Here is a 16,474-nt window from a genome sequence, read left to right on the forward strand (position 1 = left end):
CCGACGGCACAACTGCCCCCCGTGGCTCGTCATTTCTGTCGTGACTCCACCTTAACGGCGCGCACACGGGCAGCGAAGAGGGGCGGCACCCTCGCGGGTACCGCCCCTCCTGCTCACCGACTGTCCGACCGACCGTTGCTCAGAACCGGTTCGGCAGCCACCCCGTCTGGATCAGCTGCCCACCGCGGCGGCGCGTGTGGAAGTACCCACGGCCGGGCGGCAGTTGCGTCGCCGTGATGTTGCCGAGCAGCGCACCCTCGGCCCGGTCGCCGGAGAGCACGAGGCCCTGGGCGCCGAGTTCACGCATCCGCTGCATCACCGGCTCGTAGAGCGAGCGGCTCGCACCGCCCGAGGAGCGGGCGATGATGATGCGCAGGCCGACGTCACGGGCGAACGGCAGGTACTCCAGGAGCGGGGCCAGCGGGTTCACGCCGGTCGCCACCAGGTCGTAGTCGTCGACGATGACGAACGCGTCCGGGCTGCTGTACCAGCTGCGGTTGCGCAGCTGCTCCGGCGTGACGTCCGGACCCGGCATACGACGGTGCATCGAGCCGGCCAGACCCTCCAGCGTCTCCGTCAGGGCCGGGGCCGAGGCGCAGTACCGCGACAGGTGGGAGTCGGGCACTCCCTCCAGGTGGGCGCGCCGGTAGTCACCCATGACGATCTTCGCCTGGTCCGGCGTGTAGCGCTCGGTGATCTGCTTGACGAGCAGCCTCAGCATCGCGGACTTACCGGACTCGCTCTCACCGAACACGATGAAGAGCGGGTCCGTCTCGAAGTCGACGAAGACCGGCGAGAGCGACGACTCGTCGATACCGATGGCCACACCGCGGTCCGGGTGCTCGAAGCCCTTGGGCAGCCGGTCCGACGGCATCATCGTGGGCAGCAGTCGTACGGCCGGAGCGTGCTGGCCCTGCCAGTTGTCGTTGATGCCGCGGATGAGGATCGACGTCGCCTCGGACAGGTCGTCCGTCTCCGAGGAGCCGTCGACGCGCGGCAGCGCCGCCATGAAGTGCAGCTTGTCCTGGGTCAGACCGCGGCCCGGGACGGTGGCCGGGACGTTCTGCGCGACCTTGCGGTCGATCTCGGACTCGGTCGGGTCACCGAGGCGCAGCTCGATGCGGTTCTGCAGCATGTCCTTGAGCGCGGGCCGCACTTCGGTGTAGCGGCTCGCCGTCAGGATCACGTGCACACCGAAACCGAGGCCGCGCGTCGCGATCTCCGTGACGGTGGACTCGAGCATCTCGTAGTCCGTCTTGAAGGTGGCCCAGCCGTCGATGACGAGGAAGACGTCACCCCAGGGCTGGTCGGGCAGCTGGCCCGCGGCCCGGCGCTGACGGTAGGTCTGCACCGAGTCGACGTTGTTCGCGCGGAAGTACTCCTCGCGCGCGTTGAGGATGCCCTCGACCTCGCTGACGGTACGGCGCACCTTCTCGGCGTCGAGACGGTTGGCGACGCCGCCGACGTGCGCCAGCTCCTCCATCGAGATCAGACCGCCACCACCGAAGTCCAGGCAGTAGAACTGCACCTCGGACGGCGTGTGGGTCAGCGCGAACGACGAGATGAGCGTGCGCAGCAGCGTCGACTTGCCGGACTGCGGACCACCGACGAACAGACCGTGACCGGCACCGCCCGCGAAGTCCCGGTACAGCACGTCACGCCGCTGCTCGAACGGCTTGTCCACCAGACCGACCGGCACGTTGAGCCGGCCGAGCGCCGTGTAGTCGGGTGCGGTGAGGCCGCGCTCCGGGGAGACGGCGAGCTGCGGGAGCAGCTGCTCCAGCGAGGGCGCCTCCTCCAGCGGGGGCAGCCACACCTGGTGGGCGGGCGGACCCTGGTTGATCATCCGGCCGACGAGCACGTCCAGGACGGTGTCGGCGAGCGCGTCGTCCACCCGGTTGTCGGGCTCCGGCTCCTCGATCACCGGCTGCGGAGGCAGCGCCACATGCTCCGCCGAGAACAGCGCGGGCCGCAGCTGCGTCGAGCGGTGCACGCGGGACGGGCCCTCGCCGTGGTACGGCCCCGACACATAGGCCGCCTTGAAGCGGACCATGGTGTCGGTGTCGTACCGCAGATAACCGGAACCGGGGATCGACGGCAGGTGGTAGGCGTCCGGGACACCGATCGCCGTACGCGACTCGGCGGCGGAGAAGGTCCGCAGACCGATCCGGTACGACAGGTACGTGTCCAGGCCGCGCAGCTTGCCTTCCTCCAGGCGCTGCGACGCCAGCAGCAGGTGGACACCCAGCGAACGGCCGATACGGCCGATCTGGATGAACATGTCGATGAAGTCCGGCTTGGCCGTGAGGAGTTCGGAGAACTCGTCCAGCACGATCACCAGCGAGGCCATCGGCTCCAGCGCCGCGCCCGCCGCCCGGGCCTTCTCGTAGTCGTGCAGGTTGGCGTAGTTGCCGGCCGAGCGCAGCAGCTCCTGACGCCGCTGCGTCTCACCCATGATCGAGTCACGCATACGGTCGACGAGGGTGAGGTCGTCCGCGAGGTTGGTGATGACGGCCGCGGTGTGCGGCATGTCCGCCATACCCGCGAAGGTGGCGCCACCCTTGAAGTCCGCGAGGATGAAGTTCAGCGTCTCCGAGGAGTGCGTCACCGCGAGACCGAGCACCAGCGTACGCAGCACCTCGGACTTACCGGAACCGGTGGCGCCGACGCACAGACCGTGCGGGCCCATGCCTTCCTGCGAGGCCTCCTTGAGGTCCAGCATGACCGGCTCGCCGTTCTCGCCGACACCGATCGGCACGCGCAGCCGCTCGTGCAGCGTACGAGGACGCCAGGTGCGGGAGACGTCGACGGTGCCCGCGTCGCCGATGCCCATCAGGTCCGTGAAGTCCAGGTTGGACAGGAGGGGTTCGCCCTCCTCCGCGGAGCCGACCCGGAAGGGGGCGAGCTGCCGCGCCAGGGACTCGGCCTGCGCCGGGTTCAGCAGGTCGGGCTTGCCGGTGTACGCCGACTCGTGGCCGACGAACAGCTGCATCCGGTCCGGCTTCACATAGGCCGTCAGACCGGCCCGCAGCTCCTCCTCCAGCTCACCGGGAGCGATCTCCAGGAAGGTGACGCCCTGGAGGCCCTCGCTGCCGGCGAGTTCCGAGTCCGGCGGCACGGTGCCGCCGTCGAGGATCACGATCAGGTGCGGCTGGTCGTAGACGGGGTTCGCCTCACGGTTCCAGCGGGGCCTGTCGTCCAACTGGTCCGCGAGCGCCTCCTCCAGCTCCCCGAGGTCGTCGAAGAGGAGCCGGGCCGAGCCCGCCCCGTCCTTGGCCTTCGGGTGCTGGCTGTGCGGCAGCCACTTGATCCAGTCCCAGTCCGCCGCCGCGGACGGGTGCGCCACCACGGCGATCATCAGGTCCTCGGGCGAGTGCAGCGTCGCCAGCTGGGACAGGGTGGCACGGGCGTTGCTGTAGACCGTGTCGGTGTCTCCGCAGATCGTCACGTGGTAGAAGGCACGCAGCGAGATGGAGACGGGCAGGTCGTGCAGACTGCCGTGCGCGTCGAGGAAGGCCTTCATGGCCGCCGCCGTCAGCGGTTCCAGCTCGTCCTTGGGGGCCGTCTCCGGGGCGACGAGCGGAGTGTTCAGCTGCTGGGTACCGCGGCCGATCCGCACGGACGCGAAGTCCGCGTCGTTCGGGCGCCGCTCCCACAGGCGCTTGCTGTCCGCCGCCACCGCCCACAACTGCTCCGGGTCGGGATGCTGGAACAGCTGGCTGCGACGCTGCAGTTCCGCGGTCTTGTGCACGTCCTTGCGGACCTGCTCGAGATAGCGGAAGTAGTCACGCCGGTCCTGGGCCATCCCCGCGCCGGGCCCCTGCCGGGCCTTGGCGAACTGGGCGACCATCATGGCCACCGTCGAGGCCAGCATGAGGCCGCCGACGACCTTCATGTAGGACTGGCCGGCTGTGAAGAAGAAGGCGACGGAACCCAGCATGCCCATCATGGGCAGCATGTTCATCAGCATGCTGTCGTCGCCCTCGCGCGGAATCTCGGGCGGCGTCTCGAGTTTGACCTCGCCGTCCGGGACGGCCGGTGGCACTGTCCGCGGTGGTCGTTTGATGATGACGACGCTCACCGATGCACTCATCCTTCGCGATTGATACGTGATACGTCCTGGCACCGACGCCCCCGTGTACCGCGACGTGTTCTCGTTCGCGTAGGCGTCGTTCGCGTAGGCGTCGATCCTACTGATGCGCTGAGTGCCCGAGTGAGGCAGGCGGATGGAGATGCGGCGCAGGTCCTGGGAGGAATGGGGGAGGTAGGTCCTGCACCCGGTGCGCCAACGGATATGGTGGCGCTCCGCGTCGTACGAGCGGCGCGAGGAAGCCTTGTCTAGCAGGGGGAACACCAGGTGAGCACGGGGACTTCGACAGGTTTCTGCCGAATCACCATCGCAGCACCGGACAGCCGTGTAGATGTCGCGCTGCCGGAGGACCTGCCGATCCAGGACCTCTTTCCTGAGATCATCAGGCTCTCGGGCCTGGTCCAGTCGGAAACCAGCCCCTCCGGTTATCACCTTGTGACCCGCGAGGGCCAAGTGCTCGACGCGAGCCGTTCGTTGCTCGAGCACCGCGTCAGGGACGGCGAGGTGCTGCTGCTGCGCACCTTCGCCGATTCGCTGCCACCGGCCGTCCACGACGACGTGGTGGACGCGATCGCCGCCGCGGTCAAGCAGGACATGCGCAGCTGGAACGACAACCTGATGCGGGTCGCCGGCCTCGTCGCGGGGTCGCTGCTGCTGATCATGCTCGGCTTCGTCTTCTGGTTCGCGGACCCGATCCGGCACGACATGAACGGCCTGCCGGGCATCCTCGCCGGCGTGACCGCCCTCGCCCTGACAGCACTCGCCGGGGTACGGGCCCGGGTGTACGACGACCGGGGCTCCGCCGTCGCACTCGGCATCTCGGCGCTGCCGCACGCGCTCATCGCGGGCTCCGGTGCCATCGCCCAGGACGCGGGTGAAGGTCCCGGCCGGATCCAGTTCCTCGTCGGCTGTGTCGCCGTACTGCTCTGCTCCGTCGTACTGATCATGCTGCTGCCGCAGGGCGACGCCCCGTTCGTGGCCGCCGCGCTGGCCTCCGCGATCGGCACGCTCGCCGTGTTCTGCGGTGTGCTCACCCAGGCGGAGCCCCGGGAGATCGCCGCCGGCACCGCGGTCGTCGCTCTCGCGGTCGTGGGCTTCCTGCCCGGCTGGTCGGCCCGCTTCGCCAAGCTGCCGATCGGCTTCCGTAACCCCGAGGACCTGGCCCGGGCCCGTCGCGAGGGCCGCGACGGCGACCTCGAGGCCGTCGACGTCCAGCGCATCGTCGCCCAGACCAGCCGCGGCCACGAACTGCTGCTCGGCCTGGTCGGCGGTTGCGCCGCCGTCATCATCGGCGCGGGCGGCGCGGTGCTCGGCTTCAGCAGCAGCGGCTGGGCCCAGCTGCTGGCCCTGTGCACCGGCCTCGCCGCGATGCTGCGGGCCCGCCTGTTCCGCTACACCGCTCAGGTCACCTGCCTGTTCGTCGCCGGTGTCGTCACGCTGGCCCTGCTGGTCCTCGGCCTTGCGATCTCGCCGCCGGCCGACATCATCATGGAACTGCTCCAGGGAGACTCCGGCCCGGTCAACGTACGTACCCTGTGGCTCGGCGCCTCGGTCGGGGCCGGCGTGCTGCTCCTGATCGCGATCGCCCTGATCGTGCCGCAGAAGGGACTCTCTCCCTTCTGGGGCCGCATGCTGGACCTCGCCGACTCGCTGGTGCTGCTGTCCCTGGTCCCGATCTGCCTGGCCGTCCTCGACGTCTACGGCAAGGTCCGCGGCGGTCTCTGACCGGTACGGCGCCGCCGGGGGCCGTCTGTCAAGGGCGCGCTCGTGTGCTGGTACGCTGTGTGACGGCCGTTTGTGTACGCACCCCCGGGTTCGCCTGGGGGATGCGCCCAGCGGATCCCCGCCTCCCGAGTAACGGAAGCTCCCCCGAGACAAAGACCGGGGGCACTCGGTGGCCACTCAAAGACTACGAGGAGTACGCGTGCCGCTCGACGCCGCTACGAAGAAGCAGATCATCACCGAGTTCGGCCAGAAGGAGGGCGACACCGGCTCCCCCGAGGTCCAGGTCGCCATGCTTTCGCGCCGGATCTCGGACCTGACCGAGCACCTCAAGACCCACAAGCACGACCACCACTCCCGCCGTGGTCTGCTGATCCTGGTCGGTCAGCGTCGCCGTCTGCTGCAGTACCTCGCCAAGAAGGACATCCAGCGCTTCCGTACGCTGGTCGACCGCCTCGGCATCCGCCGTGGTGCGGCGGGCGCCAAGTAAGACGCCGTGAGGGGAGCGGTTCCCGGAGAGATCGGGAGCCGCTCCCTTTGCTGTACGTGCGGAACGTCAACCGTGCGTGCGGAAACATGCGGAGTGTCACACACGCTTTGTAGTGTGGTAGCACAACGCAATACGGACGACACAGCACGACAAGAAGAGGAGAAGCGCGCCTCGCCGCCGCCGGTCCTCGGTAGTGGCCCCCGGGGGAAGTGAGCCCCGGGTGCTTCGATCGAAGACCGGCCCGCACCGCACGGAGCGCTTCTCCGCAACCGTCCCCCTGCCACACGGGCAGCGACGGGACAAAAGACGACAAGTATCGGAGAAAACGCTAGTGGAGAACGAGACCCACTACGCCGAGGCCGTTATCGACAACGGCTCCTTCGGCACCCGCACCATCCGCTTCGAGACGGGCCGCCTGGCCAAGCAGGCCGCCGGTTCCGCCGTGGCGTACCTGGACGACGACACCATGGTGCTGTCGGCCACCACCGCCTCCAAGAACCCCAAGGACCAGCTCGACTTCTTCCCCCTGACGGTGGACGTCGAGGAGCGGATGTACGCCGCCGGCAAGATCCCCGGCAGCTTCTTCCGCCGTGAGGGCCGTCCCTCCGAGGACGCCATCCTCACCTGCCGCCTGATCGACCGCCCGCTGCGCCCGTCCTTCAAGAAGGGCCTGCGCAACGAGATCCAGGTCGTCGCCACGATCATGGCGCTCAACCCCGACCACCTGTACGACGTCGTCGCGATCAACGCCGCGTCCGCGTCCACGCAGCTGGCCGGTCTGCCCTTCTCCGGCCCGATCGGCGGCGTCCGCGTCGCGCTGATCCGCGGCCAGTGGGTGGCCTTCCCGACGCACACCGAGCTCGAGGACGCCGTCTTCGACATGGTCGTCGCGGGCCGCACCCTGGAGGACGGCGACGTCGCGATCATGATGGTCGAGGCCGAGGCCACCGAGGGGACCATCAAGCTGGTCCAGGGTGGCGCCGAGGCCCCGACCGAGGAGGTCGTCGCCGCCGGTCTGGAAGCCGCGAAGCCCTTCATCAAGGTGCTCTGCAAGGCCCAGGCCGACCTCGCGTCGAAGGCCGCCAAGCCGACCGGCGAGTTCCCGATCTTCCTGGACTACCAGGACGACGTCCTCGAGGCCCTCGCCGCCGCCGTCAAGCCGGAGCTCGCCTCCGCGCTGACCATCGCGGGCAAGCAGGAGCGCGAGGCCGAGCTGGACCGCGTCAAGGCCCTCGCCGCCGAGAAGCTCCTGCCGGAGTTCGAGGGCCGCGAGAAGGAGATCTCCGCCGCGTACCGCTCGCTCACCAAGCAGCTGGTCCGTGAGCGCGTGATCAAGGAGAAGAAGCGCATCGACGGCCGTGGCGTGACGGACATCCGTACGCTCGCCGCTGAGGTCGAGGCCATCCCGCGCGTGCACGGCTCCGCGGTGTTCGAGCGTGGCGAGACCCAGATCCTGGGCGTCACCACCCTGAACATGCTCCGCATGGAGCAGCAGCTGGACACCCTCTCCCCGGTGACCCGCAAGCGCTACATGCACAACTACAACTTCCCGCCGTACTCCACCGGCGAGACCGGCCGCGTCGGCTCCCCGAAGCGCCGCGAGATCGGCCACGGCGCCCTCGCCGAGCGCGCCCTCGTGCCGGTCCTGCCGACGCGTGAGGAGTTCCCCTACGCGATCCGCCAGGTCTCCGAGGCGCTGAGCTCCAACGGCTCGACGTCCATGGGCTCGGTCTGCGCCTCCACCATGTCGCTGCTGAACGCCGGTGTGCCGCTGAAGGCCCCCGTCGCCGGTATCGCCATGGGCCTGATCTCCCAGGAGATCGAGGGCGAGACGCACTACGTCACCCTCACCGACATCCTCGGTGCGGAGGACGCCTTCGGTGACATGGACTTCAAGGTCGCCGGTACCAAGGAGTTCGTGACCGCCCTCCAGCTCGACACCAAGCTGGACGGCATCCCGGCCTCCGTCCTGGCCGCCGCTCTGAAGCAGGCCCGTGACGCCCGCCTCCACATCCTCGACGTGATGATGGAAGCGATCGACACGCCGGACGAGATGTCCCCGAACGCCCCGCGGATCATCACCGTCAAGATCCCCGTGGACAAGATCGGTGAGGTCATCGGCCCCAAGGGCAAGATGATCAACCAGATCCAGGAGGACACCGGCGCCGAGATCACGATCGAGGACGACGGCACCATCTACATCGGTGCCTCCGACGGCCCGGCCGCCGAGGCCGCCCGCACCACGATCAACTCGATCGCCAACCCGACCATGCCGGAGGTCGGCGAGCGCTACCTGGGCACGGTCGTGAAGACGACCACCTTCGGTGCGTTCGTGTCGCTGCTCCCGGGCAAGGACGGTCTGCTGCACATCTCGCAGATCCGCAAGCTGGCCGGCGGCAAGCGCGTGGAGAACGTCGAAGACGTGCTCGGCGTGGGCGCCAAGGTCCAGGTCGAGATCGCCGAGATCGACTCGCGCGGCAAGCTCTCCCTGATCCCCGTGATCGAGGGCGAGGAAGACTCCGCCGATGACAAGAAGGACGACGCCGACAAGTGACGTCGAGTAGCTCCACGACGACGGCCCGCACCTCTTCGGAGGCGCGGGCCGTCGCCCGTACCCAAACCCTCATCAAGGGCACCAACGGCATCGGTACGGTCCGCAAGACCACCCTCCCCGGCGGCCTGCGCATCGTCACCGAGACCCTGCCCTCGGTCCGCTCCGCCACCTTCGGCATCTGGGCGCACGTCGGCTCCCGCGACGAGACCCCGGCTCTGAACGGCGCCACGCACTACCTGGAGCACCTGCTCTTCAAGGGCACCGCCCGCAGGTCCGCCCTGGACATCTCCTCCGCCCTCGACGCCGTCGGCGGCGAGATGAACGCGTTCACGGCGAAGGAGTACACGTGCTACTACGCGCGTGTGCTCGACGCCGACCTGCCGCTGGCCATAGACGTCGTCTGCGACATGCTGACGGGCTCGCTCATCCTCGAAGAGGACGTCAACGTCGAGCGGGGCGCGATCCTCGAAGAGATCGCCATGACCGAGGACGACCCGGGCGACTGCGTGCACGACCTGTTCGCGCACACCATGTTCGGCGACAACCCCCTCGGCCGCCCGGTCCTCGGCACGGTCGACACCGTCAACGCCCTGACCGCCGACCGCATCCGCCGCTTCTACAAGAAGCACTACGACCCGACCCACCTGGTCGTGGCTGCCGCGGGCAACATCGACCACAACAAGGTCGTACGACAGGTCCGCGCGGCCTTCGAGAAGGCAGGCGCCTTCAAGAACGGCGACGCCGCGCCCATCGCCCCGCGCATCGGCCGCCGCGCCCTGCGCACCGCGGGCCGCGTCGAGCTGATCGGCCGCAAGACCGAGCAGGCCCATGTCGTCCTCGGCATGCCCGGCCTGTCCCGCACGGACGAGCGCCGCTGGGCGCTGGGCGTGCTGAACACGGCACTGGGCGGCGGTATGTCCTCCCGCCTGTTCCAGGAGGTCCGCGAGAAGCGCGGCCTGGCCTACAGCGTGTACTCGTACACCTCCGGCTTCGCCGACTGCGGCCTGTTCGGCGTGTACGCGGGTTGTAGGCCGTCGCAGGTCCACGACGTGCTGAAGATCTGCCGCGACGAACTGGACCACGTCGCCGAACACGGCCTGTCCGACGACGAGATCGGCCGCGCCATCGGCCAGCTCCGCGGCTCCACGGTCCTCGGCCTGGAGGACACCGGCGCGCTGATGAACCGCATCGGCAAGAGCGAGCTGTGCTGGGGCGAGCAGATGTCCGTCGACGACATGCTGGCCCGGATAGCTGCGGTGACCCCGGACGACGTCCGCTCGGTCGCCCGCGAGATCCTGGGACAGCGGCCCTCGCTGTCGGTCATCGGCCCGCTGAAGGACAAGCAGGCGTCCCGGCTGCACGACGCCGTGGCCTAGCCCTCCGCCCTCGGAACATCCGACGTAAGGAAGCAAGAGAGATGAGCAAGCTGCGCGTGGCGGTCCTCGGTGCCAAGGGCCGCATCGGCTCCGAGGCGGTACGGGCGGTCGAGTCCGCCGAGGACATGGAGCTGGTCGCCGCCCTGAGCCGGGGCGACAAGCTGGAGACCCTGGCGGAGACGGGCGCCCAGGTCGCCGTCGAACTGACCACGCCGGACTCGGTGATGGCCAACCTCGACTACTGCGTGAACCACGGCATCCACGCGGTCGTCGGTACGACGGGCTGGACCGACGAGCGCCTCGCGCAGCTGAACGGCTGGCTGGCCGCCTCCCCGGAGACGGGCGTGCTCATCGCGCCGAACTTCTCCATCGGGGCCGTACTGAACATGAAGTTCGCGCAGATCGCCGCGCCCTACTTCGAGTCGGTGGAGGTCGTCGAGCTGCACCACCCGAAGAAGGTCGACGCCCCCTCGGGCACCGCCACGCGCACGGCCCAGCTCATCGCCGAGTCACGGCGTGCGGCGGGCACGGCCCCGGCGCCGGACGCCACGGAGACGGCCCTGGACGGCGCGCGCGGCGCGAGCGTCGACGGGATCCCCGTCCACTCCGTCCGCCTGCGTGGCCTGCTGGCCCACCAGGAGGTACTGCTCGGCGGTGAGGGCGAGACCCTGACCATCCGCCACGACTCCCTCCACCACAGCAGCTTCATGCCGGGCATCCTGCTCGGCGCGCGCCGCGTGGTGACCACTCCGGGCCTGACCTTCGGTCTGGAACACTTCCTGGACCTGGGCTGACGAGGCTCTCAGATGCGCGCGAAGCTCTCCTACGCCATAACGGCCGCCGTCCTGGTCGTCTACTTCGTCCTGGTCGGCAGCCGTGGCGTGATGCTCATCCAGTCCGGCACGGTCCTCACCGTCACCTTCGGCGTGGCGGTGCTGATCCTGCCGGTGATCGGCCTGTGGTTCCTGTGGAAGAACACCCAGTTCGTCCGCAGGGCCAACGCCCTCGCCGCCGAACTCGACGCCGAGGGCGGCCTTCCCGTCGACGAGTTGAAGCGAACCCCCAGCGGCCGCATCGACCGCGACTCGGCCGACGAGGTCTTCGCCAGACGCAAGGCCGAGACAGAGGCAGCCCCCGAGGACTGGCGCAGCTGGTTCCGGCTCGCCATCGCCTACCACGACGCCCGCGACACCCCGCGCGCCCGCAAGGCGATGCAACAGGCCATCGCCCTGCACGAGGGTAGGACCGTCGAGGCCTGAGCACGGACAGGAGCAGCCCCGAGTCCCACGACGACTTCTGAGCTGCGCGTCGAAATCCAGCCGTACGCCGAAGGGGCCGGCCCGCACTGACTGCGGACCGGCCCCTTCGGGGTGTCTGTCGGGCTCAGCGGCGCGTGTTCTCCGCGGCCCACGCCTCGACCGCGTCGGTGGCCCGGTCGAACGCCGCGACCCGCCCCAGGAAGTCCGCATTGTGCGTGGTCATCAGCGTCGGCATGCCATCCGCCGCCCGATTCCGCCGTACGAGCATCAGCGCCTGCCCCTGCACGGTGCGCGGCAACCCCAGCCAGCGCACCGGCTGCTGCACCGTCCGCACGGCGCCGATCTGCTCCCAGGGCACCGTACGCGTGACGAGGAAACCCACCTGACGCAGCCCGGCCGCGCTCACCCAGACGCCCATGCGCAGCAGCCGCAGGGCACCGGCGATGACGAGCAGCGCAATACCGAAGACGACACCGGCCTCGGCCGGCGTGCCGGTCAGGGCGATGATGACCGCCGCGAACAGCACGTACGAGGCGAGCAGCAACCACAGCGCCGCCACGCCCACCCGGCACGGCCCGGGACGGTAAGGGCGCCGCCAGCGGTCACGGTCGTCGAAGGGGAGCGCGACGTCGTCGGCTGCCTCGAACGCGCGGTCGGCCGTCAGGAAGGGCAGGGGCACGGCTGGTCCTCACTCAATCCATGCTTGGGCTGTGCCCGGTGAGGCTATCGACCTGTGTCCCCACTCACCACCCTTGGGGGTCCATGGGGGTACCCCCCCACGCCATTCGGGCAGTGGGGGAGCAGTCAGCGCCCCTGAGAGGCCTGCGACTGCTGAGTCTGCGTGGCGGTGTCGGTGGACAGCGCCGGCATGCCGACCACCAGCGAGCCGACCAGCGCGGCGACGATGGTGAGGCCCAGCAGCCAGCGCCCGGCTATCTGACCGGCGGACGCCCGCTCGCGAGGCGGGGGAGTGACATCACTGCGGAACCTGTCGGCCTCGGCAAGGAAGGCGAACGGGACGGGCTCGCGCCGACGGAACATCGGGGACTTCTCCTCTCGGGATCGTATGAGTGACTGTTACCAACGCAGACGAGCGAGTGCCCCAAAAGGTGCCCGGTTTCGCCGAATTCACAGAAATTCGCCGAAGTTCGCCGACGTATGTCGCGACCCGGCACCGAACGCCCCGTTGTCAGTGCCGGGCCGTAGAGTGGGCGCCGCCCACAGAAGTGATGGAAGGACCCTCCGAGCCGTGACCGACACCCCCGCCGACGACCTCAAGCCCAGCTTCCGCAGCGACGTCACCGTCGAGCTGGTCAAGCACAGCGCGGCCGACTCCGACGTGCTGTGGGCCGCCCGCGTCTCCACCGCCGGCGAGCAGTCCCTGGAGGAGCTGCAGAAGGACCCGGAGCGTTCCAAGGGCCTGATCAACTACCTGATGCGGGACCGGCACGGCAGCCCCTTCGAGCACAACTCGATGACCTTCTTCATCAGCGCCCCGATCTTCGTCTTCCGCGAGTTCATGCGACACCGCGTGGGCTGGTCGTACAACGAGGAGAGCGGTCGCTACAGGGAGCTCCAGCCCGTCTTCTACGTCCCCGACGAGTCCCGCAAGCTGGTCCAGGAGGGCCGCCCGGGCAAGTACGTCTTCGTGGAGGGCACCCAGGCCCAGCAGGAGCTGGTCGGCCGCGTCATGGAGGACTCGTACCGGCAGGCGTACGAGGCCTACCAGGAGATGCTCGCCGCCGGCGTCGCCCGCGAGGTCGCCCGCGCCGTCCTCCCGGTCGGCCTGTTCTCCTCGATGTACGCCACCTGCAACGCCCGATCCCTGATGCACTTCCTCGGCCTGCGCACCCAGCACGAGCTGGCCAAGGTCCCGTCCTTCCCGCAGCGGGAGATCGAGATGGTCGGCGAGAAGATGGAGGCGGAGTGGGCCAAGCTCATGCCGCTGACGTACGCGGCCTTCAATGCGAACGGCCGTGTGGCGCCGTAAAGCACTCCCACTTCCTCGACTGGGCAGGGCCGCACGGACCAGCCTCATGAAGTGTCCGTATTGCGGCATTTAGAGAAGTTCATCTAGCCTGATCAAACGGACCCGGCACTGCTTGAACCCCCGAGCAGGCAGTGCCGGGCTCCATCTTTGTCCTGACTTTTCCGCACCCCCCGAGGGCAGACCAGGCCGTGCGCAACGAGTAGCGTGTAACCCATGGCTCCGACCTCCACTCCGCAGACCCCCTTCGGGCGGGTCCTCACCGCCATGATCACGCCCTTCACGGCGGACGGCGCACTTGATCTCGACGGCGCGCAGCGGCTCGCCACGCACCTGGTGGACGCAGGCAACGACGGCCTGATCATCAACGGCACCACCGGTGAGTCCCCCACCACCAGCGATGCGGAGAAATCGGACCTGGTGCGCGCGGTACTGGAGGCCGTCGGCGACCGAGCCCACGTCGTGGCCGGGGTCGGCACCAACGACACCCACCACAGCCTCGAGCTGGCCCGCACCGCGGAGAAGGTGGGCGCACACGGGCTCCTGGTCGTCACGCCGTACTACAACAAGCCCCCGCAGGAGGGCCTGTACCGGCACTTCAAGGCCATCGCCGACGCCACCGAGCTGCCGGTCATGCTCTACGACATCCCCGGCCGCAGCGGCGTCCCGATCAACACCGAGACGATCGTCCGCCTCGCCGAGCACCCGCGCATCGTGGCCAACAAGGACGCCAAGGGCGACCTCGGCCGCGCCAGCTGGGCCATCGCCCGCTCCGGCCTCGCCTGGTACTCCGGCGACGACATGCTGAACCTGCCGCTGCTCTCCGTGGGCGCGGTCGGCTTCGTCTCGGTCGTCGGCCACGTGGTCACCCCGGACCTGCGCGCGCTCGTCGAGGCGTACGTCTCCGGCGACGTCCAGAAGGCCACGGAGATCCACCAGAAGCTGCTCCCGGTCTACACCGGCATGTTCCGCACCCAGGGCGTCATGACCACCAAGGCCGCGCTCGCCCTCCAGGGCCTGCCCGCCGGACCCCTGCGCGCGCCCATGGCGGAGTGCTCGGCCGAGGAGATCGAGCAGCTCAAGATCGATCTTGCCGCAGGCGGGGTACAGCTCTAGCACCAGACTTCGCGCGCCCGGGCGCGCACCAGACTTCACAACTGAATAAGCAGGCCACCGGTGCCTGCACCCCACAACGACAACTGCTTCTGCACGAACGTCACGCGCGCCACGTGCCCGACCGGTACGTGGCGCGCGTGGTGAGGAGAGTCTTTTGAGTCATCCGCATCCTGAACTCAGCGCGCCCCCGCCGCTTCCCGAAGGCGGCCTACGGGTCACCCCGCTCGGCGGCCTAGGCGAAATCGGCCGAAACATGACGGTCTTCGAGTACGGCGGCCGCCTGTTGATCGTCGACTGCGGAGTGCTCTTCCCGGAGGAGGAGCAGCCCGGAATCGACCTGATCCTGCCGGACTTCTCGTCCATCCGGGACCGCCTCGACGACATCGAGGGCATCGTCCTCACTCATGGCCACGAGGACCACATCGGCGGCGTCCCCTTCCTCCTGCGCGAGAAGCCGGACATCCCGCTGATCGGCTCCAAGCTGACCCTCGCGCTCATCGAGGCCAAGCTCCAAGAGCACCGCATCCGTCCGTACACCCTCGAAGTGGCGGAGGGTAACCGCGAGCGCATCGGACCCTTCGACTGCGAGTTCGTCGCGGTCAACCACTCCATCCCGGACGCCCTGGCGGTAGCCATCCGCACACCCGCCGGCATGGTGGTCCACACGGGCGACTTCAAGATGGACCAGCTCCCGCTGGACAACCGCCTGACGGACCTCCACGCCTTCGCCCGGCTGAGCGAGGAAGGCATCGACCTCCTCCTCTCCGACTCCACGAACGCGGAGGTCCCGGGGTTCGTTCCGCCCGAGCGGGACATCTCCAACGTCCTGCGCCAGGTGTTCGCGGGCGCCCGCAAGCGGATCATCGTGGCCAGCTTCGCCAGCCACATCCACCGCATCCAGCAGATCCTCGACGCCGCCCACGAGTACGGCCGCCGGGTCGCCTTCGTCGGCCGCTCGATGGTCCGCAACATGGGCATTGCCCGGGACCTGGGCTACCTGAAGGTCCCCCCGGGTCTGGTGGTGGACGTCAAGACGCTCGACGACCTGCCGGACAGCGAGGTCGTGCTGGTCTGCACGGGCTCACAGGGCGAGCCGATGGCAGCCCTGTCGAGGATGGCGAACAGGGACCACCAGATCCGGATCGTCCAAGGCGACACCGTGATCCTGGCGTCCTCGCTGATCCCCGGCAACGAGAACGCGGTCTACCGAGTCATCAACGGCCTGACCCGCTGGGGCGCGAACGTCGTCCACAAGGGCAACGCCAAGGTCCACGTCTCGGGCCACGCCTCGGCCGGCGAGCTGCTGTACTTCTACAACATCTGCCGCCCGAAGAACCTGATGCCGGTGCACGGCGAATGGCGCCACCTGCGCGCCAACGCCGAACTGGGCGCCCTGACCGGCGTTCCGCACGACCGGATCGTCATCGCCGAGGACGGCGTCGCCGTCGACCTCATCGAGGGCAAGGCGAAGATCTCCGGCAAGGTGCAGGCGGGTTACGTGTACGTCGACGGCCTCTCGGTCGGCGACGTGGGCGAACCGGCCCTCAAGGACCGCAAGATCCTGGGCGACGAGGGCATCATCTCGGTCTTCGTGGTGGTGGACTCCTCCACCGGCAAGATCACGGGCGGCCCGCACATCCAGGCCCGAGGCTCTGGCATCGAGGACTCCGCCTTCGGGGAGGTCATCCCGAAGATCACGGAATCGCTGGAGCGGTCGGCCCAGGACGGTGTGGTCGAACCCCACCAGCTGCAGCAGCTGGTGCGCCGCACCCTGGGCAAGTGGGTGTCGGACACGTATCGGCGCAGGCCGATGATCCTCCCTGTGGTGGTGGAGGTCTGACGGTCCGTCGGACGCACGGCCGTGTGAACCCGGAGCGGGG

General features: G+C 68.9%; 12 protein-coding genes. 9 read left to right on the forward strand and 3 right to left on the reverse strand.

The genetic code is table 11. From position 1 onward, the window contains the following. Window positions 1-139: 139 nt before the first annotated feature. Entirely contained in the window at window positions 140-4,081 is a 3,942-nt protein-coding gene (eccCa, locus tag EHO50_RS35300) for a type VII secretion protein EccCa (RefSeq protein ID WP_128435312.1), read from the reverse strand. Between the two features lie 276 nt (window positions 4,082-4,357). On the opposite strand from eccCa, the gene eccD reads away from it, so the two are divergent. The 6 genes from eccD to EHO50_RS35330 all read left to right on the forward strand — a co-directional run bounded on the left by eccD (window position 4,358) and on the right by EHO50_RS35330 (window position 11,491). Then, window positions 4,358-5,815 (forward strand): type VII secretion integral membrane protein EccD, encoded by a 1,458-nt coding sequence (eccD, locus tag EHO50_RS35305; protein ID WP_128435313.1) that lies wholly within the window; start codon window positions 4,358-4,360, stop codon window positions 5,813-5,815. A 199-nt stretch (window positions 5,816-6,014) separates the two neighbouring features. Beyond that, window positions 6,015-6,302: a 30S ribosomal protein S15 gene (gene rpsO / locus EHO50_RS35310; protein ID WP_062701899.1), complete on the forward strand. Its 288-nt coding sequence runs from the start codon at window positions 6,015-6,017 to the stop codon at window positions 6,300-6,302. Window positions 6,303-6,633: 331 nt separating this feature from the next. After that, a complete protein-coding gene (locus EHO50_RS35315) occupies window positions 6,634-8,856 on the forward strand; it encodes a polyribonucleotide nucleotidyltransferase (RefSeq protein WP_128435314.1) in 2,223 nt (740 codons plus the stop codon). Continuing rightward, window positions 8,853-10,232 (forward strand): M16 family metallopeptidase, encoded by a 1,380-nt coding sequence (locus EHO50_RS35320; RefSeq protein ID WP_128435315.1) that lies wholly within the window; start codon window positions 8,853-8,855, stop codon window positions 10,230-10,232. Before EHO50_RS35315 ends, EHO50_RS35320 begins: the two co-directional genes overlap by 4 nt. Before the next feature lie 41 nt (window positions 10,233-10,273). Beyond that, window positions 10,274-11,026, forward strand: coding sequence for a 4-hydroxy-tetrahydrodipicolinate reductase (dapB, locus tag EHO50_RS35325; RefSeq protein ID WP_128435316.1), 753 nt, complete (start codon window positions 10,274-10,276; stop codon window positions 11,024-11,026). Window positions 11,027-11,038: 12 nt separating this feature from the next. Further along, entirely contained in the window at window positions 11,039-11,491 is a 453-nt protein-coding gene (locus EHO50_RS35330; protein WP_128435317.1) for a tetratricopeptide repeat protein, read from the forward strand. Between the two features lie 124 nt (window positions 11,492-11,615). Here EHO50_RS35330 and EHO50_RS35335 read toward each other — a convergent pair whose 3' ends face one another. Both EHO50_RS35335 and EHO50_RS35340 read right to left on the reverse strand, forming a co-directional pair. Continuing rightward, entirely contained in the window at window positions 11,616-12,170 is a 555-nt protein-coding gene (locus tag EHO50_RS35335) for a PH domain-containing protein (RefSeq protein ID WP_128435318.1), read from the reverse strand. Window positions 12,171-12,295: 125 nt separating this feature from the next. Further along, window positions 12,296-12,532, reverse strand: coding sequence for a hypothetical protein (locus EHO50_RS35340; RefSeq protein WP_128435319.1), 237 nt, complete (start codon window positions 12,530-12,532; stop codon window positions 12,296-12,298). A 208-nt stretch (window positions 12,533-12,740) separates the two neighbouring features. On the opposite strand from EHO50_RS35340, the gene thyX reads away from it, so the two are divergent. From thyX to EHO50_RS35355, 3 genes are all read left to right on the forward strand, one after another. After that, window positions 12,741-13,481, forward strand: coding sequence for an FAD-dependent thymidylate synthase (gene thyX / locus EHO50_RS35345; RefSeq protein WP_128435320.1), 741 nt, complete (start codon window positions 12,741-12,743; stop codon window positions 13,479-13,481). A 213-nt stretch (window positions 13,482-13,694) separates the two neighbouring features. Continuing rightward, window positions 13,695-14,594, forward strand: coding sequence for a 4-hydroxy-tetrahydrodipicolinate synthase (gene dapA, locus EHO50_RS35350; RefSeq protein WP_128435321.1), 900 nt, complete (start codon window positions 13,695-13,697; stop codon window positions 14,592-14,594). A 154-nt stretch (window positions 14,595-14,748) separates the two neighbouring features. Then, the gene (locus EHO50_RS35355; protein WP_128435322.1) at window positions 14,749-16,434 is read left to right on the forward strand and encodes a ribonuclease J; all 1,686 of its coding nucleotides are present in this window, start codon (window positions 14,749-14,751) and stop codon (window positions 16,432-16,434) included. The last annotated feature ends 40 nt before the right edge of the window (window positions 16,435-16,474 follow it).

It is taken from the genome of Streptomyces cyaneus (assembly GCF_004028635.1).
Lineage (GTDB): Bacteria > Actinomycetota > Actinomycetes > Streptomycetales > Streptomycetaceae > Streptomyces > Streptomyces cyaneus.

What these genes read in the sequence shown, in the direction of transcription:
- dapB (WP_128435316.1), top strand. Translation starts at nt 10,274, where the DNA reads ATGAGCAAGCTGCGCGTGGCGGTCCTCGGTGCCAAGGGCCGCATCGGC.
- EHO50_RS35330 (WP_128435317.1), top strand. Translation starts at nt 11,039, where the DNA reads ATGCGCGCGAAGCTCTCCTACGCCATAACGGCCGCCGTCCTGGTCGTC.
- EHO50_RS35340 (WP_128435319.1), bottom strand. Translation starts at nt 12,532, where the DNA reads ATGTTCCGTCGGCGCGAGCCCGTCCCGTTCGCCTTCCTTGCCGAGGCC.
- dapA (WP_128435321.1), top strand. Translation starts at nt 13,695, where the DNA reads ATGGCTCCGACCTCCACTCCGCAGACCCCCTTCGGGCGGGTCCTCACC.